Genomic DNA, 22,643 nt, shown 5'->3' with positions numbered 1-22,643 from the left:
CCCGGACCCCTTATCAGTACAAAAGAACTAACATAGAGCAAGGTTGCTCAGAACGGCAGCTTTTTCCTGGCGTCCTTGTCCAGATCAGCCTCCATCTCGCGAAGTCGCTTGAGAATCGTGTCGTAGTACTCGCTGATGTAACTCTCCATCTCGGTGGTCTCTGAGGGCTCCAGACCGAAGGCGGCGTAGCTGTTCTCCATCTGTGCATCCAACGCCTGGCCGCCGCCCGTCACCTCCGCGAAGGCAAGACGCTCAGCCACATTCACGGCCGGTTCAAAGAACGATGCAATGCCCTGCATCAGCTTGATCAACACCGGCTGAACCCGGAACACGCGGGCCGTTTTGCCGCTGCAGCGCTCACACAGCTGCACCAACTCGCCGGTGTTCCATGCCTTCAAACCCACGACCGGATAGGTGCCGCGAATGGTCTCCTGGCGCTCGAGGGCCGCAACGGCGAACCGGGCCATGTCCTGGGAGTTCATGTACGCAATTGCCGTGGGGCTGCCGCTCACCCACACCGTCTGACTCTCCAGCACTGGGATCGCGAACTGACTGATCACCCCCTGCATGAAGGCAGCACCCTGCAGAATCGTGTAGTCGAAATCAGACGACTCCAACAGGTTCTCGGTGCAGGCCTTGATGTCCATCAACGGCACCGAGCGATGTCCGTGAGCTCCGAGCAGCGACACAAAGACAAACCGTTTGACCTCAGCGCGCTCGCAGGCCCGCAGCAGATTGAGCTTTCCGTCCCAGTCCGTCTCGTAGACGCTGTGGGGATCGGTGGGACGACTGGTGGACGCATCGATCACCGCGTCCACACCATCCAGGGCGTAATCGAGGCTGTCTGGCTCCAGCAGGTCACCACGTGTGAGCTCGCAACCCCATTCCTGCAAAAACGACGCCTTTCTTGGGGTGCGGACCATGCAGCGGACATCGTGTCCAGCATCAAGGGCACGGCGGGCAATCTGTCGTCCAAGGGTGCCCGTGCCACCCAACACCAGAACCTGCATGGGGCCCTCGCTTAGAAATCGTGGAGCCTAGGTGGCTCGGGTGACAAAGGGGGATCAGTCCCCCTGCAGCTTCAACAACAGTGCGCCACCCGCCAGACCCACGGGGATCAGCACCCAGAAAATGGCGGCCGTGCCGAAAATCTCCGAAGCCATGCTGTTGTGTGGTTGCTCAAGGACCTATTAAAGGCCCTTCCCCACGAAGGTTGGAGCAGATCTGTAACAGCTCGGGAAGATCGGCATCGGTGCGCACCTGACCAGCCATCACCCCACTGGGCCAGGCCTGATATCCCTGGGTGCATAGGGCATCCACCAGTTGCTGCAGTGGTGGCGGGCCGGATCCACAGCGCCGTGCCAGCTCGGCGGTGGCCCAAACATGGCCCAAACCTCCCGGGTCGGCCTGGAGCCGCTGCAACAACCGCCGCGTGGCTGAGGCCACCGGCACGGGACTGGCCATCAGCTCCTCGAGCAGGTCGACCTGCTGCAACGGACCCAGCCAGAGCGGCCCGCTGATGGCCCAGCGCCCCTGCTCCGGTGGGCAGTGACAGACCGACCAGTTACGCAGACGCAACAGCGGCTGGCTTTGCTGGGCACCACAGGTCCCGCAGCGGGCCAGCAAGCCCAGCGTCGCTTCCTCGTCTGGTTGCAAAAGGCGTTTCAGGCGAACCGCCAGACGGAAGGTGCGGCCATCGCTGAAGCTCATCAACGGCTGGAGTCCGCGGCCGAGCAACCAGGCCTGTCGTGCCAGCAACCCCAGCTGTTGACGCAGGGCTAGCTCCCAGCTGGCGGGATGGGCCCGAGCCGCTGCTCCGAAGCTGCGGATCGCGCCGGGGCGGTCATGGCCGGTAGGAGAACGACCATCGGTGCTTGCCAGCACAAGAATTCCGTCCGGGGCGAGGACCTGCAGGGCTGGCTGGATCAGAGCACCGGGATGTCCGAAGGCATCCAGATCAATCAGGTCAAACCGTCGCCCCTCGAGCTGGGCCTGACACAGCAACGTCTCGGCGGGAATACTGCTGCAGGTGGCCCCTGCCAATGGCTTGAGGTTGTGCTCCAGCAGGGGCCATCGATCGCCATCGGCATCGTTCACAACGATCTCCGGTGGCATCGATTGAGCCCCAGCTGCCTCCAGTCCCCAACGCAGCCCCCGTATGCCGCAGCCCGCCATCAGATCCAGCCACTGGAGGGGGTACTTACAGGTTGTTGTGCTGGCCTGATGCCAGGCCAGCAGCACAGAACAATCCCTGGCCAGCCGGGAGTCGCGGCGGAAGAAGCCATCCCCCAGCAGCAGCTCAGCCGCCCCCTCGCGATAGTGAGGACCCGGATCGACCAGAGCTTTGACCGCCACTGCTCACCAGACTGCCGACTGGGGTGACCAGGCCATCTGGCGATGGCGGGGCTGGTCCTGCCACTGGAGGGTCCTTGGCCAAGACAACGATCCGGCCATCGTCCTGCTTCATGGTTTCGGAGCTGCCAGCGGCCACTGGCGCCACACCGCTCCGCGCCTTGCCAGCCAGGGCTGGCGCGTGTTCAGCCTCGACCTGCTGGGCTTCGGGGCCTCGGACCAGCCAGCGATTCCCCTGGACAATCGCGTCTGGGGACAGCAGGTGAACGCCTTTGTTGAGCAGGTGGTGCAGCGCCCTGCAGTCCTGCTAGGCAATTCCCTGGGGGCCCTCACGGCTCTGACGGCCGCTGTGCTGAAGCCGGAGCAGATTCGCGCAGTGGTTGCCGCACCGCTGCCAGACCCGGCTCTAATCCAACCGATCCCGCCACGGCGACCACCCTGGCAACGCCGCTGGCGGCGGCGTCTGTTGAGAGTGGTTCTTAGGCTGCTGCCCCTGGAGCTGCTGGTGCCCCTGATCGCCCGCACAGGCCTGATCAGATCAGGACTCCAGGGTGCTTATCACCAATCGATCGCATCAGACCAGGAGCTGCTGCAGCTGATTGCCCGACCGGCGCGACGTCCCACGGCCGCTCGAGCCCTGCGGGCGATGAGCCTGGGCATGGCCCTGCGACCACGAGGGGCAACCGCCCCCGGCCTGCTGAAACAGCTGCACTGTCCACTGCTGTTGATCTGGGGACAGCAGGATCGGTTTGTGCCCCTGAGCGTGACCCGACAGATCCACGCCTGCCGGCCTCATACCGAACTGCAGGTGATCGATGCCTGCGGCCACTGTCCCCATGACGAACGGCCGGATCAGTTCGTTGCCTTGGTCCTGCCCTGGCTGGACCGTAACTTGGGAGTGTGAGACAGGCCGGGAACGACCAGCAGCGATGAAACACACCCTTTCGGTGCTGGTGGAGGACGAATCCGGCGCCCTCAGTCGGATCGCCGGACTGTTCGCCCGCCGCGGCTTCAACATCGACAGCCTGGCTGTAGGGCCTGCAGAGGCCGACCGCCAGTCACGTCTCACGATGGTGGTGGAGGGGGATGACCAGACCCTCCAGCAGATGACCAAACAGCTGGACAAGTTGGTGAACGTGCTTCAAGTGCTCGACCTGACCCAGCGACCCGCCGTTGAGCGGGAACTGATGCTGCTGAAGGTCTCAGCCCCCGCAGAAACCCGCAGTGCGGTGTTTGACCTTGTGCAGGTGTTCAGGGCCAAGGTGGTGGATGTGGCCGATGAAGCCCTGACCCTGGAAGTGGTGGGGGACCCTGGGAAGCTGGTGGCCCTGGAACGGCTGATGGCGCCGTTTGGCATTCTTGAAATCGCCCGCACCGGCAAGGTGGCGCTGGAACGGGCGTCCGGCGTGAACACCGAGCTGCTTAAGGTATCCCCCAGTGAAAACAGAGTTCCGGCCTGAGCTCAGTCGCTCAGACGGGCGGTTTGGATGCGATCCCCTTGTTCGATCGTGTCCACCAAGTCCAGCCCTTTCACCACCCGACCGAAGACGGCATAACGACCATCCAGCTCAGGCAGGGGACGCAGGGCGATATAGAACTGCGCACTGGCGGAATCAGGCGCCTGGGAGCGGGCCATGGCCACGGCTCCACGCTCATGGGTCAACACCAGATCCTGGAGTTCGCTGGGGTTGCTGCTGACGCGGCTATAGCGCGGTGCGTCCTCACCGTCGAAGCTCAGCTCAAGCGGAATCATTCGGGCCACACCGTTGGCGGGATCTACAAAGCTGCCGGTTCCCAGCTGGCTGAGGGGAACGGAACGATCGCTCGACTGCGGGTCACCGCCCTGAACCACGAAGGGAACAGGCTCGCGAACCACACGGTGAAACATCGTGCCATCGTAGGTGCCGCGACGCACTAAATCAACAAAGTTGCCAGCCGTCAGAGGTGCGGCATCGCCATCCACTTCGATGGTGATGTCACCACGACTGGTGCTCATGAACACGGTGGCCTTCCCTTGCAGGCAGGCGGCTTCCGCATCTGCACAACCGCGAGCCACCTCAGCGCGGGGGGAGGGGCTGCAGCTCACCATCAGGGGCAAGAGCAACAGCAGGGACCAGAGAACGAAACGACGCATGGGTTCAAAGACCTTCGAGGTTGACGCCGAGAAAGCGCGCCAGTTCAGCACCGTCCTGCTCCAGCTGCGCCAGGGGCAGTGGCTCACCCACACGGGTGAGGGGCATGTCACGCCGGCCCTGGATGCGTAAGGCCACCCGGCGCCGCGCATTGAAGCCATCGCGCACCTCCACCTTCACGGCCTTCACATCCTTGAGAGGGATCTCCACCAGAACCGGCTTGCGAAAGCCGCGACGGCTGACGGTGACAACCCCGGCGGCCTTGTCGAAGCGGTTGCTGCCGCCGCCGACGTCTACAGCGATCACGTACCAGAGGTAGGTAGCCAGCAACGCGGCAGCAATGCTGTAGAGCCCCATCACCAGACCCTGGGGGACAAAGATCAGCGCCGCGGGATGACCGAGGGGCAGCAGGTCTCGCCCGAGATAGCTGGAGAGGGAGGCCAGGAGGAAACCGATGCCGCCGATGCTGACGGCAGCGGCTACCAAGTAATTCGACAAACGCCTGGAGCCGAGCACCGGCTGCTCGAGCACTTCTGCGGACATGGGAGACCCAAATGAGGTGCCCATTGTGAATGCAGATGACGCCGCTCCGGGCAACCCGAAGAAATCCCTAAGAAACAATGCGATACAAGGGATTTCAGCTGATGCAAACAGCCCCCGCGACACCGGCTGAGATTGTTAAGGTCGCTGACGTATCCCACAGCCTGCGGTTTTCCGCACCGTTCTCCACTCATGACGATCGCTGTAGGACGCGCGCCTCAGCGGGGATGGTTCGACATCCTCGATGACTGGCTCAAGCGCGACCGCTTCGTTTTTGTCGGCTGGTCCGGCATCCTCCTTTTCCCCACGGCCTACCTGGCCATCGGTGGCTGGCTCACAGGCACCACCTTTGTCACCTCTTGGTACACACACGGCATTGCCTCCTCGTACCTGGAAGGTTGCAACTTCCTCACCGCTGCTGTCTCCACCCCCGCTGATGCGATGGGTCACAGCCTGCTGCTGCTCTGGGGCCCTGAAGCCCAGGGCGACTTCGTTCGCTGGTGCCAGCTCGGCGGCCTCTGGGCCTTCGTGGCCCTGCACGGCGCCTTCGCACTGATCGGCTTCATGCTGCGTCAGTTCGAAATCGCTCGTCTGGTCGGCATCCGCCCGTACAACGCCATCGCCTTCTCCGGTCCGATCGCGGTGTTCGTCAGCGTCTTCCTGATGTACCCCCTCGGCCAGAGCAGCTGGTTCTTCGCGCCCTCCTTCGGTGTGGCTGCGATCTTCCGCTTCCTCCTCTTCCTCCAGGGCTTCCACAACTGGACCCTGAACCCATTCCACATGATGGGCGTCGCCGGCATCCTCGGCGGTGCACTGCTCTGCGCCATTCACGGCGCCACCGTGGAAAACACCTTGTTTGAGGACGGTGAGCAGGCCAACACCTTCAAGGCGTTTGAGCCCACTCAGGAAGAAGAGACCTATTCCATGGTCACCGCCAACCGCTTCTGGAGTCAGATCTTCGGGATCGCCTTCTCCAACAAGCGCTGGCTGCACTTCTTCATGCTGTTCGTGCCTGTGATGGGTCTGTGGACCAGCTCCATTGGCATCATCGGCTTGGCCCTCAACCTGCGCGCCTACGACTTCGTGTCGCAGGAAATCCGCGCTGCAGAAGATCCCGAATTCGAGACCTTCTACACCAAGAACATCCTTCTGAATGAAGGTCTGCGTGCCTGGATGGCACCGGCTGACCAGCCGCACGAAAACTTCGTCTTCCCTGAAGAGGTTCTGCCCCGTGGTAACGCTCTCTAATCCCGGTCTTGGCGCCACTGGCGGCAAAGACCTCGACTCCACCGGCTACGCCTGGTGGTCTGGCAACGCTCGTCTGATCAACCTGTCTGGCCGTCTGCTCGGCGCCCACGTGGCGCACGCTGGCCTGATGGTGTTCTGGGCCGGCGCCATGATGCTGTTCGAGGTGAGTCACTTCACCTTCGACAAACCCATGTACGAACAGGGCTTCATCTGCATGCCCCACGTCGCCACCCTTGGCTACGGCGTGGGCCCCGGCGGTGAGGTCACTGATCTCTTCCCCTTCTTCGTGGTCGGTGTTCTGCACCTGATCAGCTCTGCCGTTCTCGGCCTGGGCGGTCTGTACCATGCTCTGCGCGGTCCTGAGATTCTGGAGAACTACTCTTCCTTCTTCTCCCAGGACTGGCGCGACAAGAACCAGATGACCAACATCATCGGTTATCACTTGATCCTTCTGGGCGTCGGCTGCCTGCTGCTGGTCTTCAAGGCCATGTTCTTCGGTGGCGTCTACGACACCTGGGCCCCCGGCGGCGGTGACGTCCGCATGATCACCAACCCGACTCTCGATCCGGGCGTGATCTTCGGTTATCTAACTCGCGCCCCATTCGGCGGCGAAGGCTGGATCATCGGTGTGAACTCCATGGAGGACATCATCGGTGGCCACATCTGGCTGGGTCTGACCCTGATCTTCGGTGGCATCTGGCACGCCATCACCAAGCCCTTCGGCTGGGTGCGTCGCGCCTTCATCTGGAACGGTGAGGCCTACCTGAGCTACAGCCTCGGCGCTCTGAGCTTCATGAGCTTCATCGCCTCGGCCTACATCTGGTTCAACAACACCGCCTATCCCTCCGAGTTCTGGGGCCCCACCAACGCTGAGGCATCCCAGGCTCAGAGCTTCACCTTCCTGGTGCGTGACCAGCGCCTCGGCGCCAACATCGGTTCCGCCATGGGCCCCACCGGCCTTGGTAAGTACCTGATGCGTTCACCAACCGGTGAAATCATCTTCGGTGGTGAAACCATGCGTTTCTGGGACTTCCGTGGTCCTTGGCTGGAGCCCCTGCGTGGCCCCAACGGCCTGAGCCTCGACAAGCTGCAGAACGACATTCAGCCCTGGCAAGTGCGCCGTGCGGCTGAGTACATGACCCACGCTCCCAACGCCTCGATCAACTCCGTGGGCGGCATCATCACCGAGCCCAACTCGGTGAACTACGTGAACCTCCGCCAGTGGCTGGGTGCAACGCAGTTCGTGCTTGCCTTCTTCTTCCTGGTTGGTCACCTCTGGCACGCCGGCCGCGCCCGCGCAGCTGCTGCTGGCTTTGAGAAAGGCATCGACCGCAAAGCTGAGCCTGTGCTCGGCATGCCCGACCTCGACTGATCAACTGATTCAATCCAACGATCATCATTCACCCTCGTCTACGGGCGGGGGTTTTTATTTGGCACGAAACATTCACGAAATCATTGCGAAATGCATGCGATATCGTGCCGATAGCGGTTTCTTAGCCTGTTCTCATCGATGACGCGGCAGTGAGCGAAGGCCTTAGCACCCGGGTGATCCACCACGGCGAGAGCTTTGCCGGGGACACCGGCACCGTGATGCCGCCGATCTTCCCCACCAGCACCTTTGCCCATGGCAATGCGGGCGGATTTGATTACACCCGCTCGGGCAACCCCAACTTCCGCATCCTCGACAGCGTTCTGGCTTCGGTGGAAGGCTGCGCCCACGCCACCGTGTTCGCCTCCGGCGTCAGCGCTATCACCGCTGTGGTCTCCCAACTAAAACAGGGTGATCTGGTGCTCTGCGAGGAGAACCTCTACGGCTGCACCGTGCGGCTGTTCGAGCAGGTGTTCGCCAAGTTCGGGTTGAAGACCGCTTGGGTGGACTTCACCCAGCCAGCCGCACTGGAGCAGATCCAAGCTCAGACGCCGGCAATGGTGTGGCTGGAGAGCCCCACCAACCCTTTGCTCAAGGTGATCGACCTGGAGGCGGTCTGTGCCATCACCCAACCCCTGGGTATCCCCGTGGTGGTCGACAACACCTTCGCCACCGCCCTGGTGCAGCGCCCCCTCGATCTGGGCGCCACCCTCTCGCTCACCAGCACCACCAAATACATCAACGGCCACTCCGATGCCCTCGGTGGAGCGGTCTGCACCAACGATCACGAGTGGCACCAAAAGATGGTGTTCTCCCAGAAGGCCCTGGGGCTGCAGCCCTCCCCCTTTGATTGCTGGTTGATCACGCGGGGCATCAAGACCCTGCCATTGCGACTCAAGCAGCAGATGGCCAATGCAGCGGCCCTGGCCGATCAGTTAGCTGATCACGCCAAGGTGAACTGGGTGCGTTACCCCCACCGCAGCGATCACCCTCAGCATCAGGTGGCGACCCGTCAGATGCGCGCCGGCGGAGCCATCGTGACGGTGAGCTTCAACGCCTGCCAGGAGCAGACCTATGCCCTCTGCAAACAACTGCGCTGGTTCACCATGGCCGAAAGTCTGGGCGGCATCGAAAGCCTGATCTGCCACCCAGCCACCATGACCCACGCCGCTGTCTCTGCCGAGGTGAAGGCCAAGCTGGGCATTGACGATGGCCTGGTGCGCTTCTCAGTGGGCTGTGAAGACCTCGCCGATCTGCAGGCCGATCTGGAGCAGGCCCTGGAGTTGCTGGCGTGAGTCCCCGCGACCTCTTGAGCGAACCCTGCTGGCAGGGAGCGGATCTGGGCCATCCCCTGCCGGACGCCACCCACGCCGTGTCGATGGCCCTGCCCCGCTGGCAGGACGTGATTGCCTACGAGGAACAAGACCCCAGCTGTCGCCAGGCGCTGCAGACCATTTACCCGCGCTTCGGGTTGCACCCTCTGCTGCAGACGCTGTCTGGCCAGTTGGCCCTGGATGGACTGACGGCCTGGCCTTACGCCACCGAAGCCGCGGCCCGCGCCGCCGAGGCCCACTGCCGCCGCAAGGCGCCGCAGGCCCACACCCAACTGACCAGCTCCGGCCCCTTGGTGGCGTTGCACACCGATGCCAGCGCCAGTCCCCATGCCAAAGCCTTCTGGCAGCACACCGGCCTCGGCGCCTCCTCCCGGCAGGCAGCCGTTGCACTGGGGGTGGAACAGTCGCCATCAGCAGAGGACGCTGAAGCGGCCAGAACCAGCATTCGCCAGCGCCTGGCTGCCATCCATGGCATCGAAGCCGAACGGATCAGCCTTCATCCGGCGGGCATGGCCGGCCTTCATGCCGCGTTAACCGCCATTCAGCAGCTGCGACCGCAGCGCCCCACCCTGCAGCTCGGCTTTCCCTATGTGGATGTGCTGAAGCAACCGCAGGTGGTGTTCCACGGCGGGGAGCTGCTGCAACCACAGACCCTTACCGAGGTGGAAGCGGCGCTGGATCAACACCAGCCGGCAGCCGTGATCGTGGAACTGCCGAGCAATCCGCTGCTGCGCTGCGTGGACCTGCCGGCGGTGAGCGAAATGGCTCACTCTCGGGGGATTCCTGTGATCGCCGACGACACCATCGGCACTGGCATCAACCTCAATGCCTTGCCCTATGCCGACCTGATCTTCACCTCCCTGACCAAGAGCTTCGCCGGACGAGGCGATGTGATGGCCGGAAGCCTGCTGGTGAGCCCCCACTCCCGCTGGAGCACGCAACTGCTGCAGGCCATCACGACTCCAGCCCCCCTGGGGGATGGTGATGCCATTGCCCTGGAGCAGGCCAGTCGTGACGTGAACAAACGGGTCCCACAACTCGATCGTCACTGCCTGCAGCTGGCGCAGCACTTGGACCACCACTCTGCGGTGCGCCAGGTGCTCCATCCAAAGAACTGCGTCAACTTCAGGGGGCTGATGCGCCCCAATGCCGGCTACGGCTGCCTGCTCTCCTTTGTGCTGAACGACGCCACCAGGACGCAACGGGTGTTCGATGCCCTACGGGTGAGCAAGGGTCCCAGCCTGGGGACCCACTTCACCTTAGCCTGCCCTTATACGCAGCTGGCCCATTACGACGAGCTGGACTGGGCCGCTGATTGCGGTGTGCCGGCCCATCTGCTGCGGGTCTCCGTCGGCCTGGAAGATCCGAACGAGCTCTGGCAACGCTTCGCTATGGCGCTGGAATCCTGAGGGACCAGCGGAGACTCTGAAAAAGGCCTTAACAACAGCGCTGGTCTTGGATTCAGATGCCTAGTTTACTTCCTTCGGGCCCTCTTATCTGCCAGCAGCCTCATGTCCCGCATTTACGACGACAACAGCCTCGCCATCGGCAACACCCCGCTGGTGAAGCTGAACAGCGTCACCAAGAACTGCAAAGCCACCGTGCTGGCAAAGGTCGAAGGTCGCAATCCCGCTTACAGCGTGAAGTGCCGGATCGGCGCCAACATGATCTGGGACGCTGAGAAGAGCGGCAAGCTCACCAAAGACAAGGTGATTGTCGAGCCCACCTCCGGCAACACCGGCATCGCCCTCGCCTTCACAGCGGCGGCCCGCGGCTACAAGCTGATCCTGACGATGCCCGAGTCGATGTCGATCGAGCGTCGCCGGATGATGGCCGTTCTCGGCGCCGAGCTGATCCTCACCGAGGCCGCCAAGGGCATGCCCGGTGCCATCGCCAAGGCCAAGGAGATCGCCGACAGCGATCCCGGCAAATACTTCATGCCAGGACAGTTCGACAATCCCGCCAACCCCGAAATCCACTTCAAGACCACCGGTCCGGAGATCTGGAACGACTGTGACGGTGCCATCGATGTGCTGGTGGCCGGTGTCGGCACCGGCGGCACCATCACCGGTGTGTCCCGCTACATCAAGAACGAAGCCGGCAAGGCGATCGAATCCGTCGCCGTGGAACCCAGCCACAGCCCGGTGATCACCCAGACCATCAACGGAGAAACGGTCAAGCCCGGCCCCCACAAGATCCAGGGCATCGGCGCCGGCTTCATCCCCAAGAACCTGGACATGTCCATGGTCGACAAGGTGGAGCAGGTGACCAATGACGAGTCGATCGCCATGGCCCTGCGCCTGGCCCAGGAAGAGGGCCTTTTGGTTGGCATCTCCTGTGGAGCCGCCGCCGCGGCTGCCATCCGCCTGGCAGAGCAGGACGCTTACGCCGGCAAAACCATCGTGGTGGTGCTGCCCGACCTGGCCGAGCGTTATCTGTCGTCGGTGATGTTCGCCGATGTGCCCACCGGCATCATCGAGCAGCCGGTTGCCGTCTAAGGCGTCATAAGAAAGCAAATCTCTACGGCCCCGTGGCAACACGGGGCTTTTTGCTGCTTTTAATGCCCCACAGGCTCCGCCTGTGACAACACTGCCTCCGGAGCAATCCACATCGCATCGCCGTAGGAAAAGAAGCGATAGTTGCGTTCAATAGCTTCGGTGTAAATCGCCAACAGCTTTTCCCGTCCGATCAGCGCACTGACCAACAACAACAGCGAACTTTTGGGGAGGTGGAAGTTGGTCATCAGGCCCTGCACCACCGCAAAGCGATAGCCCGGCTGAATCACAAGGTTGACGGGCCCGGTGAAGGGTTGAAGCACTCCACCATTCTGTTGAGCCGCCCCCTCCAGGGCCCTCACACTTGTGGTACCCACGGCAATCACCCGGCCGCGACACCGCTGGATGGCCTCCACCACCGCCGCACTCACCTCGACCCACTCACTGTGGAGCTCCAGTCGGGTCAGATCGTTCGTCTCCACAGGACGGAACGTGCCCAGGCCCACATGCAGGGTGATCCTGGCCAGCTCGACTCCTTTGAGCTGGAGGCCTGCCAGCAGTTCATCGCTGAAATGCAGCCCCGCCGTCGGAGCCGCAACGGCTCCCGGTCGATCGGCGTAGCGGGTCTGATAACGCTCGACATCGTCGGGGTCATGCCGGTCGATGTAAGGGGGGAGCGGAACCTCGCCCCATTGGTTCAGCAGCGTCTCGATCGTCTCCGCATCACGGCAGTCCGTCGGGAACTGAACCAAACGCCCACCACTGGCTGCGTCGTCCTCCAACACCGTTAGGCCGATGGACGTGCCATCAATCGTCAGCACATCGCCGGGCCGCATGCGTTTCGCCGGTCGCGCCAGGCAGAGCCAACGCCCCTCACCGCGGGGCTCGAGCACCAACAGCTCCGACAACCCACCACCGGAGCGACGCACCTTCAACCGTGCCTTGAGCACACGGGTGTTGTTCACCACCAGAAGGTCGCCGGGTTGCAACTCCTCCAGCAGATCCCAGACCACCCCATGCCTGGCAGCCTCGAGGGCTTGCGTCGCCGGGGGCACCATCAACATCCGGGCACTGTGGCGTGGCTCGGCCGGTACCTGGGCGATTCGCTCCTGCGGCAGCGGATAGTCGTAGCTACTCAGCTGCAGGTCCCTGGGATCGGGCACCCCGATCAGAGCGCCAGGCTCTCGGGGCGATGTTCGATCAACTCCGCCAGATCCTTGAGGAATGCCGCACCATCAGCGCCGTAAATCACCCGGTGATCAGCGGTGAGGTTCACCTGCATCTGCCGTTTCACGGCGATGGAACCATCCTTGCCCGCCACAACCGTGGGGCGGGAGGCTGCCACCGCCAGGATCGCTCCGGTACCGGGGGGAAGAATCGCATCGAAGCGGTCCACACCGAACATTCCCAGGTTCGAGAGGGTGAAGGTTCCGGTGCTGTATTCCTCAGGCTGAAGCTGCTTGCTGCGGGACCGCTTCACCAGATCTTTCCACTGGCGCGACATCTCGTAGAGATCCGTGCGGTCGGCATTGCGCAGCACCGGGGTGATCAAGCCGCCGTCTTCCATCGCCACAGCAATGGCCACGTTCACTTCAGCGGGATAGGTCATGCCTGCCGCGGTGGTGGCGGCATTCACCTGGGGATGGCGAGCCAGGGTGACGGCAACGGCCTTGGCCAGCAGCGCCGTCATCGTGACGCCCTTGGGTTTCACCAGCTTGGAGAACGCATCCAGCTTGTCGGTGGTGATGGTGTATCCGACACGGAAACACGGCACAGCGAGGCTGGCCTCCATGTTCCGGTTCACCGCACCCTGGAGGGTGTTGAAGGCGACGGTGTCGCCGGGACGCCCGAAGCTGTTGCCCGCCGGCGCACTGGGGGCCGCCGCCGACGGGGCTGCGCTGGCGGCAACAGCAGCTGCAGTGCCCTCAGCAACCCGGGGCACAGAGATGGGCTGACCACCAGCTTGTTCCACGTCCTCAGCCTGAATGCGGCCGTGGGGGCCGCTGCCGCGCACGGTGCTGAGGTCCACGCCCATCTGGGAGGCCAACTTCTTGGCCCGAGGACTGGCCACCACCCGTCCGTTCGCCACCGGCGCTGCTGAGGCAGCCACCGGTGCCGGAGCTGCTGGGGCCTGAGTCGGAGCTGGTGTCGGGGCCGGAGCCTGCACAGCTGCGGGGGCCGGTGTGGGGGCAGGGGCTGAGGCGGCGGGCGCAGCACTGGTGGCCTTGGCCTGGGCGTCAGCGATCTCCGCCTCGGTCTCCACGATCAGGCCGATGGTTTCACCAACGGGCGCTGTACTGCCGGCCGGCATCAGCACTGCAGCGAGATAGCCATCCTGGAAGGACTCAACGTCCATGTCGGCCTTGTCGGACTCGACGACAAGCACAGACTCACCCCGACCGACCTTGTCGCCCGGTTGCTTCAGCCATTCCACGATCTTGCCCTCAGTCATGGTGGAGCTGAGGGCAGGCATGAAGATGTCGTGGGTCGCCAAAACCGTCTCCGAGAGGGCAGATCAGGGGAGTTTACGAGTCAACTGACACGCGGGTTCAGGCCTCTTCGATCGACTGGATCACGCCGTCGCGCACGACGATGGCCACCTGCATCTTCTCGACCAGGTTGTCGCCGACCTTGATCTCGCAGCTGCTCTCCAGCTGGCCCTGTTCAACGATCTGATCCATCTCCAGTTCACGCACCTGGGCCTGCTGCTGCAGCAGGTTGCGCTTCTGCTCCTCCAGCTCCGAACGCTTGCCAGCTACCTGCTGCTGGATGTTGGCCACCTGCTCCTGCACGCGAGGATCGAGGGGATTAGCGCTCTGACGACGCACCTGGTCCACCACGGTCTGCCCTTCCTGCTCCAGCTGTGCCAGCTGCTGATCAGCGTTGGCAATGCCGTTACTGATCTCGCGTTCAGCCTCTTCCTTCCAGGTGGGCGTCACCACAGCACGCACCGTGATCGGACGCTTGATGGTGAGGATGGTGCCGTCAGACATTGGGCTGAAGAAGATGTCGACAGCGTCTCAGTGCTCTGCTCCTGGGTCAATCACCGGGGAACCGAACGTGGTTCAACGGCCATAGATCCGCTCGATCACAGCAGCATCACGCCGGCTGATGCGATCACGCCGTTGTTTCAGGGTCTGGGTCAGGAGACCGTTCTCGATGCTGAACGGCTCCACCAGGCCAACACCGCACAGGCGCTCATCACCACGGGCTCCAGGCCGCAGCCGCAGCACGAGGTTGCACTCCCGCATCAGCAGGTTCAGCAGTACTGAATCACCAGGTCGCCCGCCGAGGTCCTCCCCCACGGACAGGCCCTGCTCGCTGGCCCAGGCCCGGATCGGCTCCACTCGCGGAACGAGCAGCGCCCCGAGCTGACGTTCGTCCTGACCCACCAGCATCACCTGCTCGATCAGCGGACTGGCCACAAGGGCTTCCTCCAGGGGACCCGGTTCGATGTTCTCGCCACTGCTCAACACAATGGTGTCCTTGGCCCGACCGGTGAGCGCCACCGAACCATCGGGCAGAAGCATGCCCAGATCACCGGTGTCGAACCAGCCGTCGGCGCTGAGCACCTTGGCACTCGCCTCCGGTTTGCCCAGATAGCCCCCCATCACCTGAGGGCCGCGCACCAGCACCCTGCCCCGTTCCCGGAAACCAAGTGAGGCCCCGGATTCTTGATCGACGATGCGGAACTCCGTGTCCGGCATTGGCAGACCGGAACTGCCGCGGATGTTGCGCCATGGCCTGCGGCAGCTCACCACCGGACTGGTCTCGGTAAGGCCGTACCCCACCAGCAGCTCGATGCCCACCGCCTCGAAGAACGCATCGATGTGGGGTGCAATGGCACCACCGCCGCTGATCGGATAGGCCAGCCGGCCACCACTGAGCTGCAGCCGCAGTTTTGGCCAGATCAAGGCTGACGCCAGGGCATGCAGGGGCCAGCGCAGGGCGGCAACAGCTGCAGCTGTCATGCGGCCGGGCAGAGCCACCGGTTGGAGCAGCAGATTTCGAGCCGTTCGCACAGCTTTGCGATGAGCCGCGCTGTTGGCCAGGGCAGCCCGCAGCAGCCGCTGACGGGACGGCGGGAAGGTTTTCACCACATCCTCGAACCCCGCCTGCACCGACTCCCACAACCGCGGCACGGTGGCCATGGCAATCGGTCGCACCCGAGGCAGGTCCTTCTTCAGCTGTTTGATATTCGTGTAAGTCTGCGTGCAGGCGCAGGAGAGGAAGTAGTAGCTGGCACTGCGCTCGTAGGCATGCCAGATCGGCAGCACGCTCAACACCGGTGCACCCGGCTGGGGATGAGCCACACAGGCCAGGGACTGCATTTGATGCAGCAGGTTGGCGTGCGTGAGGGGAACGCCCTTGGGCTGGCCTGTGGTGCCAGAGGTGTACAGAACAGTGGCGATGGCCGTGCGAGCGCTGGTTGGTGTCACGGACTGCTGCCCGGCCCCGGAGGCGAGAAATGCCTCCCAACCGAGCACGCCCTGCTCCGGTTCCCCCTCCAACTGCAGCACCAATCGCAGACCTTGGCGCTGGGACGCCGTCAGGTCCAGGCGACGCCAGAGATCGGCGTTCTGCACCACCAGGGCAGTGGCGTTGCAGTCGTCAAGGATGTAGCGAAGTTCCTCAACCGGAGCCGAGGCGCCACGCACCGCATCGGCGGCCCCGCAACGCATCAGGCCCTGATCCGCCACCAGCCAGCGGGGGCTGTTTTCTGCAAACAGGGCCACCACATCTCCTTCCTGCACTCCCTGGCGCTGAAAGGCAGCCGCCGCCGTGGCAATCCGCTGGGCCAGTTCGGCGAAGCTGAAACGCTCCGCATGGGCCGCATGGGGGGCATCGACGGCGGTGATGGTGCCATGTCGTTCCGCCAGCCAAGGCCAGACCGCATCAACCCGCTCCAGCTCCTGAATGTGGCCATGGCGCTGCAGGGCCTGCTGTTCACGGGCCGTGGGCATCCAGCTGGCGGTCATCCAACACGTTGATCTGTTGGCACAGGCCTATCACGCTTCATCGCACCAGGCCAGGTGGAAGCGGGCAGCCAAGGCATCCCGCAGCAGCGGCTGCACCTCCGCGAGGCGCAATCCAGGAATCCAATCCACCAAGCGCCCCACTGCTCGACCGCTGAGGCCACAGGGTGTGACCTGATCAAAGCCAGCCAGTTCGCAGTCGATATTGAGGGCCAGACCGTGCTGGGTGATCCAGCGGCGACAGCCCACACCAATGGCCGCCACCTTGCGGTTGTCCAGCCAGAGACCCGTCAGCCCCGGCAAGCGCTCTCCCCGCAGGTCGAGCTGCGCCAGGACATCGATCAGCACCTGCTCCAACTCGCGCAGATACCAGTGCAGATCAGGCTGACGCCGGCGCAGATCCAATACGGGGTAGGCCACCAGCTGACCGGGCAGGTGGTGGGTCACCTCACCACCGCGATCGATCCGGTGAACCGGCGCCGGTGGCTGGTCCAGCGGGAAATGCAGATGCTCGCTGCTGGCACCGCGACCCAGGGTGTAACAGGCCTTGTGTTGCAGCAACCAGACCGCCTCCGGCAGGTGCGGCTGCTCCAGCAGACGCTGCTGCCAGTGGCGTTGATCGGCCCAGGACCGCTCGAACGGCACGGCGTCAGCTGGCTCAACAAGAATTGCGGAGCCGGGGTGTGCCGAATCGACAGGCGTAACTAGTTTGCCGATATCAACCGGCACAGGAGCGAGGCATGAAGTTGCTGATCCATGGTCGCAACCTTGAGATCACGCCGGCCCTGAGGGACTACACCCAGACCAAACTCGAGCGGGCCACTCACCATTTCGGCAATGCCGTCCGCGAGGCGGACGTGCACCTTTCCGTCGCCCGCAACCCCAGGGTTCCGCAACAGACCGCTGAGGTCACGGTGTTCGCCAATGGCACCGTGATCCGGGCCCAGGAACGCAGCGAGAACCTGTACGCCAGCATCGACCTGGCGGCCAGCAAGTTGGCGCGTCAGCTGCGGCGCTGGAAGGAGCGACACAGCGATCACCACCACAGCCACGGTCACAGCGCCAGCACCACCCCCGCCACGGAAGCCGTCACCGATGACAGCCAGGTGGATGGCTCCCTGCTGCAGGGCCGTGAGGCCGAGCTTCCCGACCCCGGTGTTCGCCGCAAGTATTTCGCCATGCCGCCGATGAGCCTCGAGGAGGCCCGGCGACAACTGGATCTGATCGATCACGACTTCTACCTGTTTCGCGACAAGGACAGCGATCAACTCCAGGTGATCTACCGCCGGAACCATGGCGGCTACGGCGTGATCCAGGCTCGAGGCTGACGTCGACGGTATCCATGGCTGACCCACAGCAGGATCAATCCGACCTGCCCTCCTGTCTGGACCAGGCGGTGCTGGATCCCCTGCTCACCGTGGAGCAACTGAACGAACGCTGCGATGCCGGTCGACAGGAGAGGGTGCGGGCAATTTGCACCAGCCTGCGCCAGCTGCCCTTGCTGCGGGAACGGCTGGGGGGCCAGGGAGGGCCGAAGCTGATCGCCGCCATCGGCTTTCCCTTTGGAGCCCTCCCCGCTGAACTGCGGCTGGCTGAGGCGACATGGGCGGCAGCCCATGGCGCTGACGAACTGGACGTGGTTCCGGATTTCAGTGCCTTGGTGGAGGGAGACAGCAGCGGCTTTGCCGAGGATCTAGCCGCCATTACCGGTCTGGGGCTGCCGGTGCGGGTGGTGCTGGACATGGCTCGGTTGCCGGAGGATCTCCTGGCGATCGCCGTGGAAGCCTCCATCGATGCCGACGCCGCAGGGGTACAGAGCGGCAATGGCTTTGGACCTCCCTGCCAGGCCGAGCAGGTGGCCGCCCTGTCAGGGTTGTGCCGCGGCCGTTGCGCCATCAAGGCCGCCGGCGGAATCCACCACCCCAAGCTGGCCATGGATCTGCTTGAGGCCGGGGCAGCCCTGGTCGGCACCAGCAGCGCCCCCGAATTGCTGCAGGCACTCCGGCGACCGATCGCCTGAATGGCCGAACGCACCCTGGTGGGCTTAGCATTGAAGGTTGGGCCACTCGGCGAGCACGATCGGCTGCTCAGCCTGCTCAGCGATGCGGAGGGGGTGACCCGCCTGGCGGTCCCTGGTGCTCGTCGGCCGAAGAGCAGCCTGGCGGCAGCGGCACCCCTGACCCTGCTGGAACTGCAGGTGGGCGGCCGCAGTGGTCTGGCCCGCGTGCGCCAGCTGCGGGTGCTCCACAGCCATGCCGGACTGGGCCGCCAGCTGGAGACCTTGTCCGCCGCTCAGGCCTTCTGTGATCTCTGCCTGCAGATAGGACGGGAGGATCCGGTGGAGGGATTGCTGGCCACACTTCAACTGCATCTGGAACGGCTGGACCAACGCAGCGACTGCCTGGATGAGCTGCTGGCCAGCAGCGTGCAGGGGGCCATCCATCTATTGACCCTGGGGGGATACAGCCTGCCGCTGCAGAGTTGTTGTCTCAGCGGTGCTCCACTGGAGCCTCCCATCGGGACGTGGGAGTGGCGCTGCAGCCTCCTGCCGATGGACGGCTTCGCCATTGATCGACAGCCCGGAGCGGCGATGACCCTCAATCCCTCGGAGCTGGCCCTGCTGCAACGGCTGACCCGTGCCGATCTGCCGCGCCGCCGCGACGGGGAGCTGATGGGGCCACGCCCGGTGTGGTTGCGGTTGCTGGCCGTGGTCGAAATCTGGATCCGAACGCATCTGCAGCGGGGGAACCCTGCCCTGGCGATGCTGCGGGAATGCGTCACTGCGAAGCAGGTAAGCCAACATGGCGCCGACGCAGCGAACAGTTGAGCGGATCCGCAGCCAGCACTCCAGACACCAGCCGGCGAGGTCTGCAGGCGGTGATCCGTCTGGATGGGTTCCGGCGGCTGTGGCTGGGGCAGATCTTCTCCCAGCTGGCGGACAAGTTCTATATCGTGTTGATGGTGTTCTTGATCGCCCAGTACTGGGTGAGCAGCGACCCCGCCAGCAGCGGTCCCCTGGCGGACGTGGCGTCAGCCATCCGCATGGACATCGAGACGCGGGCGGAACGCATCACGCTTCTGGCCACAGGCATCTACGTGGCCAACACGGTCCCCGCCATCCTGCTGGGGATGCTGGCCGGCGTCTGGGCCGATCGCTGGCCGAAGCGTCGGGTGATGGTGGCCTCCAATGCCATGCGCGCCCTGCTGGTGCTGTTCGCACCGTTCTGCTTAGTGCCGGGCCCGTTGTTTCTCGGTTTGAGCTGGGGGTACTGGGCTCTGCTGGTGATGACCTTTTTCGAATCGGTGCTGACCCAGTTCTTCGCGCCGGCTGAGCAGGCTGCGATTCCACTCCTGGTGCCTCGGGAGCTCCTGCTCGCGGCCAATTCCCTCTATCAAGCCACCAGCATGGCCGCCACGATCGTGGGGTTCGCTCTGGGGGAGCCGATTCTGCGGTTGCTCAACGGCGCCTTCCTCCAACTTGGCCTCGCCGGCGGTGAGTTCCTGCTGCTGCCGTTCTGCTATGGCCTAGCCGCGGTGAGTCTCAGCACGATCCAGATGCATGAAGCCCCAAGGGAAACGGGGGATGTCGGCATCCTTGAAGAAGTCCGCGAGGGACTGCAGGTGTTGGTGAAGCGACCCACGGTGCGCCGGGCGATGCGCAATCTGGTGTTGCTCTACAGCCTGCTGGCCGCCATGTACGTGCTGGCCATCAGCCTGGCCGGCTCGATCTACAGTCTTGGCCCCACCGGATTCGGCAGCCTGCTGGCCATGAGCGGCCTGGGCATGGCCATCGGAGCCGTGGTGACCGCCCAGGTCGGTCACCGGATCAGCCGTCATCACCTCGGTGCCACCGGCCTGGCCACCATCACCTTCGCCCTGGTGATGCTGGGGCAGTTGCAGGGTCGACTGCTGATCACCCTCTTGCTCTGCACCATCCTTGGCGTCGGGGCGGCACTGGTAGCGATCCCGGCCCAGACCACCCTGCAGGAGGACACACCGGAGCGGGAGCGGGGCAGGGTGTTCGGACTGCAGAACAACCTGATCAACATCGCCCTAAGCCTGCCGCTCGTGCTGGCCGGCACCCTTGTGAGCAGCGTCGGGCTGGAACCGGTCCTGCTGCTGTTGGCGGCGATGGCCCTTCTGGCGGCGGTGCTCGAACGCCCCTGGAAGCGCTGCTAACTTGCCAGTTCGCCTGAGGAGGGCAGTCGCGCTTGGTGCAGATCGCCTGGCTGGGGAAGAAGACACCGTTCTGCGGGAACGTCTCCTACGGCCTCAGCACCACCGAGGCGCTGCGTCAGCGGGGGCATCAGACCCACTTCATTCATTTCGACAATCCCCGCAATCCCGAAAGCGGCGGAACGTCACTGCTGGCCAATGATCCGGACGTCAGCCTGCCGTATCTGGTCAAATCGCAGGTGTACACGATCCCCTCGCCAGGGGCACAGCGGGAGCTGCGGGACTCCCTGGAGCGGCTGAAGCCGGACATCGTTCACGCCAGCCTCACCCTCTCCCCCCTTGATTTCCGCCTGCCGGACCTCTGTCAGCAACTTGGGGTGCCCCTGGTGGCCACCTTCCATCCCCCCTTTGATGCGGGACTGCGCAACATCACCGCCGGAACCCAGCAGCTCACCTATCAGCTCTATGCCCCCGCCCTGGCCCGCTACGACCGGGTGATCGTGTTCTCCCAGCTCCAAGCCGACGTGCTGGTGCGCCTTGGTGTGCCGGAGCAGCGCCTGGTGGTGATCCCTAATGGAGTGGACACGGAATGCTGGGCCCCAGCTACCCCGAGCACCAGCAATCTGACCCTCAAACGGGTGCGGGAGCAGCTGGGTTCGCAGCGGATTTTCCTCTACATGGGACGGCTGGCCACCGAGAAAAATGTCGAAGCGCTGTTGCGGGCCTGGCGGCTCACCTCACCGGTCGGATGCCGACTGGTGATCGTCGGCGATGGCCCCCTCTGCAGCGGACTGATGAACCAGTTTGGCAATGGAGAGGTGCTGTGGTGGGGCTATGAACCCGATCTGGAAACCCGCGTGGCGCTTCTGCAGTGCGCGGAGGTCTTTGTGCTGCCCAGCCTCGTGGAGGGATTGTCCCTGGCGTTGCTAGAGGCAATGGCCAGCGGCACCGCCTGCGTTGCCACCGATGCTGGCGCCGACGGCGAGGCGCTGGAGGGGGGCGCGGGCATTGTTCTGAGCACCCAGGGGGTCACCACCCAACTGCGCACCCTGTTGCCGGTGCTGCGGGATCAGCCGGTGCTCACCGCGGAGCTGGGGAAACGGGCCCGCCAGCGTGCCCTGGAGCGTTACACGATCAGCCTCAACATCGATGCGATCGAAGCGCTCTATGGGTCCCTGGTCCGCTCCGACCAGAGGGCGGCCTGACTCAGGCGAGCTCGCGGCTGCGCTCGGCGGCGGCGATGACGGCCTCCATCAAGGCGGAGCGGGCTCCCGCCCGTTCCAGGGCGCGCACACCTGCGATGGTGGTGCCACCGGGGGACGTCACCATGTCTTTCAAGGTGGCGGGGTGCAACTGACGCTGATCCAGCAACGCGGCGGTTCCAGCCAGGGTGCGATGGGCCAGACGATGGGACAGATCCCGCGGCAGGCCAGCCGCAACCGCACCATCTGCCATCGCTTCAGCCATCAGAGCCACAAACGCCGGGCCGGAGGAGGTGAGGGCAAGAAAGGCATCGAGCTTGTCTTCAGGCAGCTCCAGCACCTCGCTGACGCCGGCAAACATCTCACGAACCTTGAGGCGCTGCTCAGAGCTGATCGCCTCTCCCCAGGCCAGAGCCGTGAGTCCTTCTCCCACCAGCGCCGGGGTGTTCGGGACCGCACGCACTACACGATGGCCGGGGAACAGGCGCTGCAAGCGGTCCAGGCTGACGCCGGCCAAAACGGACACCAGCAGAGGCTGGTTTTCGGCGACGGGGGCCGCTGCGGCGATCCCATCGATCTGCTGCTGCTTAACTGCCAACAATTGGATGGGCGCCGTCCAGACCCGCGCAGCTTCAGCGCTGCGGGAGGACTGGATCGAAACGCCCGCGAAGGCCCCTTGTCGCAGACGCTGTGCAGTGGCGACAGTGCCCACAACCGCCAACACCTGCTCAGCCGAGAACGCCTTGCTGCTCAGCAGTGGTTCCACCAACGCCTGGGCCATTCGGCCCAGGCCTATCACACCGAGGGAAGGAACCACAA

Annotated in this window: 23 protein-coding genes; 12 read left to right on the top strand and 11 right to left on the bottom strand. The window is 64.1% G+C overall.

The genetic code is table 11. The features are described from left to right. Positions 1-47: 47 nt before the first annotated feature. The 3 genes from TX72_RS03335 to TX72_RS03325 are packed head-to-tail and all read right to left on the bottom strand — an operon-like array spanning position 48 to position 2,355. Entirely contained in the window at positions 48-1,010 is a 963-nt protein-coding gene (locus TX72_RS03335; protein ID WP_011127551.1) for an NAD(P)H-binding protein, read from the bottom strand. Positions 1,011-1,064: 54 nt separating this feature from the next. Beyond that, a complete protein-coding gene (petM, locus tag TX72_RS03330; RefSeq protein ID WP_011127550.1) occupies positions 1,065-1,163 on the bottom strand; it encodes a cytochrome b6-f complex subunit PetM in 99 nt (32 codons plus the stop codon). A gap of 16 nt (positions 1,164-1,179) precedes the next feature. Beyond that, complete coding sequence (locus tag TX72_RS03325) at positions 1,180-2,355, bottom strand: N2,N2-dimethylguanosine tRNA methyltransferase (protein WP_011127549.1); 1,176 nt, start codon at positions 2,353-2,355, stop codon at positions 1,180-1,182. Between TX72_RS03325 and TX72_RS03320 the strand changes: the two genes are divergently transcribed. Both TX72_RS03320 and ilvN read left to right on the top strand, forming a co-directional pair. Further along, entirely contained in the window at positions 2,345-3,256 is a 912-nt protein-coding gene (locus TX72_RS03320; protein WP_011127548.1) for an alpha/beta fold hydrolase, read from the top strand. The genes TX72_RS03325 and TX72_RS03320 overlap by 11 nt on opposite strands. A gap of 25 nt (positions 3,257-3,281) precedes the next feature. After that, positions 3,282-3,812, top strand: a complete 531-nt coding sequence (ilvN, locus tag TX72_RS03315) for an acetolactate synthase small subunit (protein ID WP_011127547.1) — start codon at positions 3,282-3,284, stop codon at positions 3,810-3,812. Positions 3,813-3,814: 2 nt separating this feature from the next. On the opposite strand, the gene TX72_RS03310 is transcribed toward ilvN, so the two are convergent. Both TX72_RS03310 and TX72_RS03305 read right to left on the bottom strand, forming a co-directional pair. Next, positions 3,815-4,486, bottom strand: a complete 672-nt coding sequence (locus TX72_RS03310) for a peptidylprolyl isomerase (protein WP_011127546.1) — start codon at positions 4,484-4,486, stop codon at positions 3,815-3,817. Positions 4,487-4,490: 4 nt separating this feature from the next. Then, on the bottom strand, positions 4,491-5,027 hold the full coding sequence (locus TX72_RS03305) for a photosystem I assembly protein Ycf4 (RefSeq protein ID WP_042503100.1): 537 nt from the start codon (positions 5,025-5,027) through the stop codon (positions 4,491-4,493). Positions 5,028-5,216: 189 nt separating this feature from the next. Between TX72_RS03305 and psbD the strand changes: the two genes are divergently transcribed. From psbD to cysK, 5 genes are all read left to right on the top strand, one after another. Continuing rightward, positions 5,217-6,272 (top strand): photosystem II reaction center subunit D2, encoded by a 1,056-nt coding sequence (gene psbD, locus TX72_RS03300; protein ID WP_011127544.1) that lies wholly within the window; start codon positions 5,217-5,219, stop codon positions 6,270-6,272. Beyond that, positions 6,256-7,644 (top strand): photosystem II reaction center protein CP43, encoded by a 1,389-nt coding sequence (gene psbC / locus TX72_RS03295; protein ID WP_011127543.1) that lies wholly within the window; start codon positions 6,256-6,258, stop codon positions 7,642-7,644. Before psbD ends, psbC begins: the two co-directional genes overlap by 17 nt. A gap of 149 nt (positions 7,645-7,793) precedes the next feature. Next, positions 7,794-8,936: a trans-sulfuration enzyme family protein gene (locus TX72_RS03290; protein WP_011127542.1), complete on the top strand. Its 1,143-nt coding sequence runs from the start codon at positions 7,794-7,796 to the stop codon at positions 8,934-8,936. Continuing rightward, a complete protein-coding gene (locus TX72_RS03285) occupies positions 8,933-10,384 on the top strand; it encodes a PLP-dependent transferase (protein WP_011127541.1) in 1,452 nt (483 codons plus the stop codon). The genes TX72_RS03290 and TX72_RS03285 overlap by 4 nt, the downstream gene beginning before the upstream one ends. A 102-nt stretch (positions 10,385-10,486) precedes the next feature. After that, positions 10,487-11,473: a cysteine synthase A gene (gene cysK, locus TX72_RS03280; protein WP_011127540.1), complete on the top strand. Its 987-nt coding sequence runs from the start codon at positions 10,487-10,489 to the stop codon at positions 11,471-11,473. A 59-nt stretch (positions 11,474-11,532) separates the two neighbouring features. On the opposite strand, the gene queA is transcribed toward cysK, so the two are convergent. The 5 genes from queA to lipB form a co-directional block, all read right to left on the bottom strand. Further along, positions 11,533-12,633, bottom strand: coding sequence for a tRNA preQ1(34) S-adenosylmethionine ribosyltransferase-isomerase QueA (queA, locus tag TX72_RS03275; RefSeq protein ID WP_011127539.1), 1,101 nt, complete (start codon positions 12,631-12,633; stop codon positions 11,533-11,535). Positions 12,634-12,638: 5 nt separating this feature from the next. After that, a complete protein-coding gene (locus tag TX72_RS03270; protein ID WP_011127538.1) occupies positions 12,639-13,964 on the bottom strand; it encodes a dihydrolipoamide acetyltransferase family protein in 1,326 nt (441 codons plus the stop codon). Positions 13,965-14,019: 55 nt separating this feature from the next. After that, the gene (locus tag TX72_RS03265; RefSeq protein ID WP_011127537.1) at positions 14,020-14,463 is read right to left on the bottom strand and encodes a YlqD family protein; all 444 of its coding nucleotides are present in this window, start codon (positions 14,461-14,463) and stop codon (positions 14,020-14,022) included. A 72-nt stretch (positions 14,464-14,535) separates the two neighbouring features. Then, on the bottom strand, positions 14,536-16,449 hold the full coding sequence (locus TX72_RS03260) for an AMP-binding protein (protein WP_011127536.1): 1,914 nt from the start codon (positions 16,447-16,449) through the stop codon (positions 14,536-14,538). Positions 16,450-16,479: 30 nt separating this feature from the next. After that, positions 16,480-17,175 carry a lipoyl(octanoyl) transferase LipB gene (gene lipB / locus TX72_RS03255; RefSeq protein ID WP_011127535.1) on the bottom strand — a complete coding sequence of 232 codons (696 nt, stop codon included), beginning with the start codon at positions 17,173-17,175 and terminating at the stop codon, positions 16,480-16,482. 11 nt (positions 17,176-17,186) lie between these two features. Here lipB and hpf point away from each other — a divergent pair, with 11 nt between their 5' ends. From hpf to TX72_RS03230, 5 genes are read left to right on the top strand one after another with little or no spacing between them, the layout of a single operon-like run. Beyond that, positions 17,187-17,774 carry a ribosome hibernation-promoting factor, HPF/YfiA family gene (hpf, locus tag TX72_RS03250; protein WP_011127534.1) on the top strand — a complete coding sequence of 196 codons (588 nt, stop codon included), beginning with the start codon at positions 17,187-17,189 and terminating at the stop codon, positions 17,772-17,774. Between the two features lie 14 nt (positions 17,775-17,788). Beyond that, positions 17,789-18,466, top strand: coding sequence for a deoxyribose-phosphate aldolase (locus TX72_RS03245; RefSeq protein WP_011127533.1), 678 nt, complete (start codon positions 17,789-17,791; stop codon positions 18,464-18,466). Then, on the top strand, positions 18,467-19,273 hold the full coding sequence (gene recO, locus TX72_RS03240) for a DNA repair protein RecO (RefSeq protein WP_011127532.1): 807 nt from the start codon (positions 18,467-18,469) through the stop codon (positions 19,271-19,273). Continuing rightward, positions 19,270-20,625 carry an MFS transporter gene (locus TX72_RS03235; RefSeq protein WP_042503089.1) on the top strand — a complete coding sequence of 452 codons (1,356 nt, stop codon included), beginning with the start codon at positions 19,270-19,272 and terminating at the stop codon, positions 20,623-20,625. Before recO ends, TX72_RS03235 begins: the two co-directional genes overlap by 4 nt. A 32-nt stretch (positions 20,626-20,657) precedes the next feature. Beyond that, a complete protein-coding gene (locus TX72_RS03230) occupies positions 20,658-21,827 on the top strand; it encodes a glycosyltransferase family 4 protein (RefSeq protein ID WP_011127530.1) in 1,170 nt (389 codons plus the stop codon). A 1-nt stretch (position 21,828) separates the two neighbouring features. On the opposite strand, the gene proC is transcribed toward TX72_RS03230, so the two are convergent. Continuing rightward, positions 21,829-22,605 (bottom strand): pyrroline-5-carboxylate reductase, encoded by a 777-nt coding sequence (gene proC / locus TX72_RS03225; protein WP_404824906.1) that lies wholly within the window; start codon positions 22,603-22,605, stop codon positions 21,829-21,831. Positions 22,606-22,643 lie beyond the last annotated feature (38 nt).

Source organism: Parasynechococcus marenigrum WH 8102, assembly GCF_000195975.1.
Taxonomy (GTDB): Bacteria; Cyanobacteriota; Cyanobacteriia; order PCC-6307; family Cyanobiaceae; genus Parasynechococcus; species Parasynechococcus marisnigri.
The sequence above is the reverse complement of the archived record's forward strand: the minus strand, read 5'-3'. Positions and strand labels throughout refer to the sequence as shown.

What these genes read in the sequence shown, in the direction of transcription:
- TX72_RS03335 (WP_011127551.1), bottom strand. Translation starts at nt 1,010, where the DNA reads ATGCAGGTTCTGGTGTTGGGTGGCACGGGCACCCTTGGACGACAGATT.
- petM (WP_011127550.1), bottom strand. Translation starts at nt 1,163, where the DNA reads ATGGCTTCGGAGATTTTCGGCACGGCCGCCATTTTCTGGGTGCTGATC.
- ilvN (WP_011127547.1), top strand. Translation starts at nt 3,282, where the DNA reads ATGAAACACACCCTTTCGGTGCTGGTGGAGGACGAATCCGGCGCCCTC.
- TX72_RS03310 (WP_011127546.1), bottom strand. Translation starts at nt 4,486, where the DNA reads ATGCGTCGTTTCGTTCTCTGGTCCCTGCTGTTGCTCTTGCCCCTGATG.
- TX72_RS03305 (WP_042503100.1), bottom strand. Translation starts at nt 5,027, where the DNA reads ATGTCCGCAGAAGTGCTCGAGCAGCCGGTGCTCGGCTCCAGGCGTTTG.
- psbD (WP_011127544.1), top strand. Translation starts at nt 5,217, where the DNA reads ATGACGATCGCTGTAGGACGCGCGCCTCAGCGGGGATGGTTCGACATC.
- cysK (WP_011127540.1), top strand. Translation starts at nt 10,487, where the DNA reads ATGTCCCGCATTTACGACGACAACAGCCTCGCCATCGGCAACACCCCG.
- TX72_RS03265 (WP_011127537.1), bottom strand. Translation starts at nt 14,463, where the DNA reads ATGTCTGACGGCACCATCCTCACCATCAAGCGTCCGATCACGGTGCGT.
- TX72_RS03260 (WP_011127536.1), bottom strand. Translation starts at nt 16,449, where the DNA reads ATGACCGCCAGCTGGATGCCCACGGCCCGTGAACAGCAGGCCCTGCAG.
- hpf (WP_011127534.1), top strand. Translation starts at nt 17,187, where the DNA reads ATGAAGTTGCTGATCCATGGTCGCAACCTTGAGATCACGCCGGCCCTG.
- TX72_RS03245 (WP_011127533.1), top strand. Translation starts at nt 17,789, where the DNA reads ATGGCTGACCCACAGCAGGATCAATCCGACCTGCCCTCCTGTCTGGAC.
- recO (WP_011127532.1), top strand. Translation starts at nt 18,467, where the DNA reads ATGGCCGAACGCACCCTGGTGGGCTTAGCATTGAAGGTTGGGCCACTC.
- proC (WP_404824906.1), bottom strand. Translation starts at nt 22,605, where the DNA reads ATGGCCCAGGCGTTGGTGGAACCACTGCTGAGCAGCAAGGCGTTCTCG.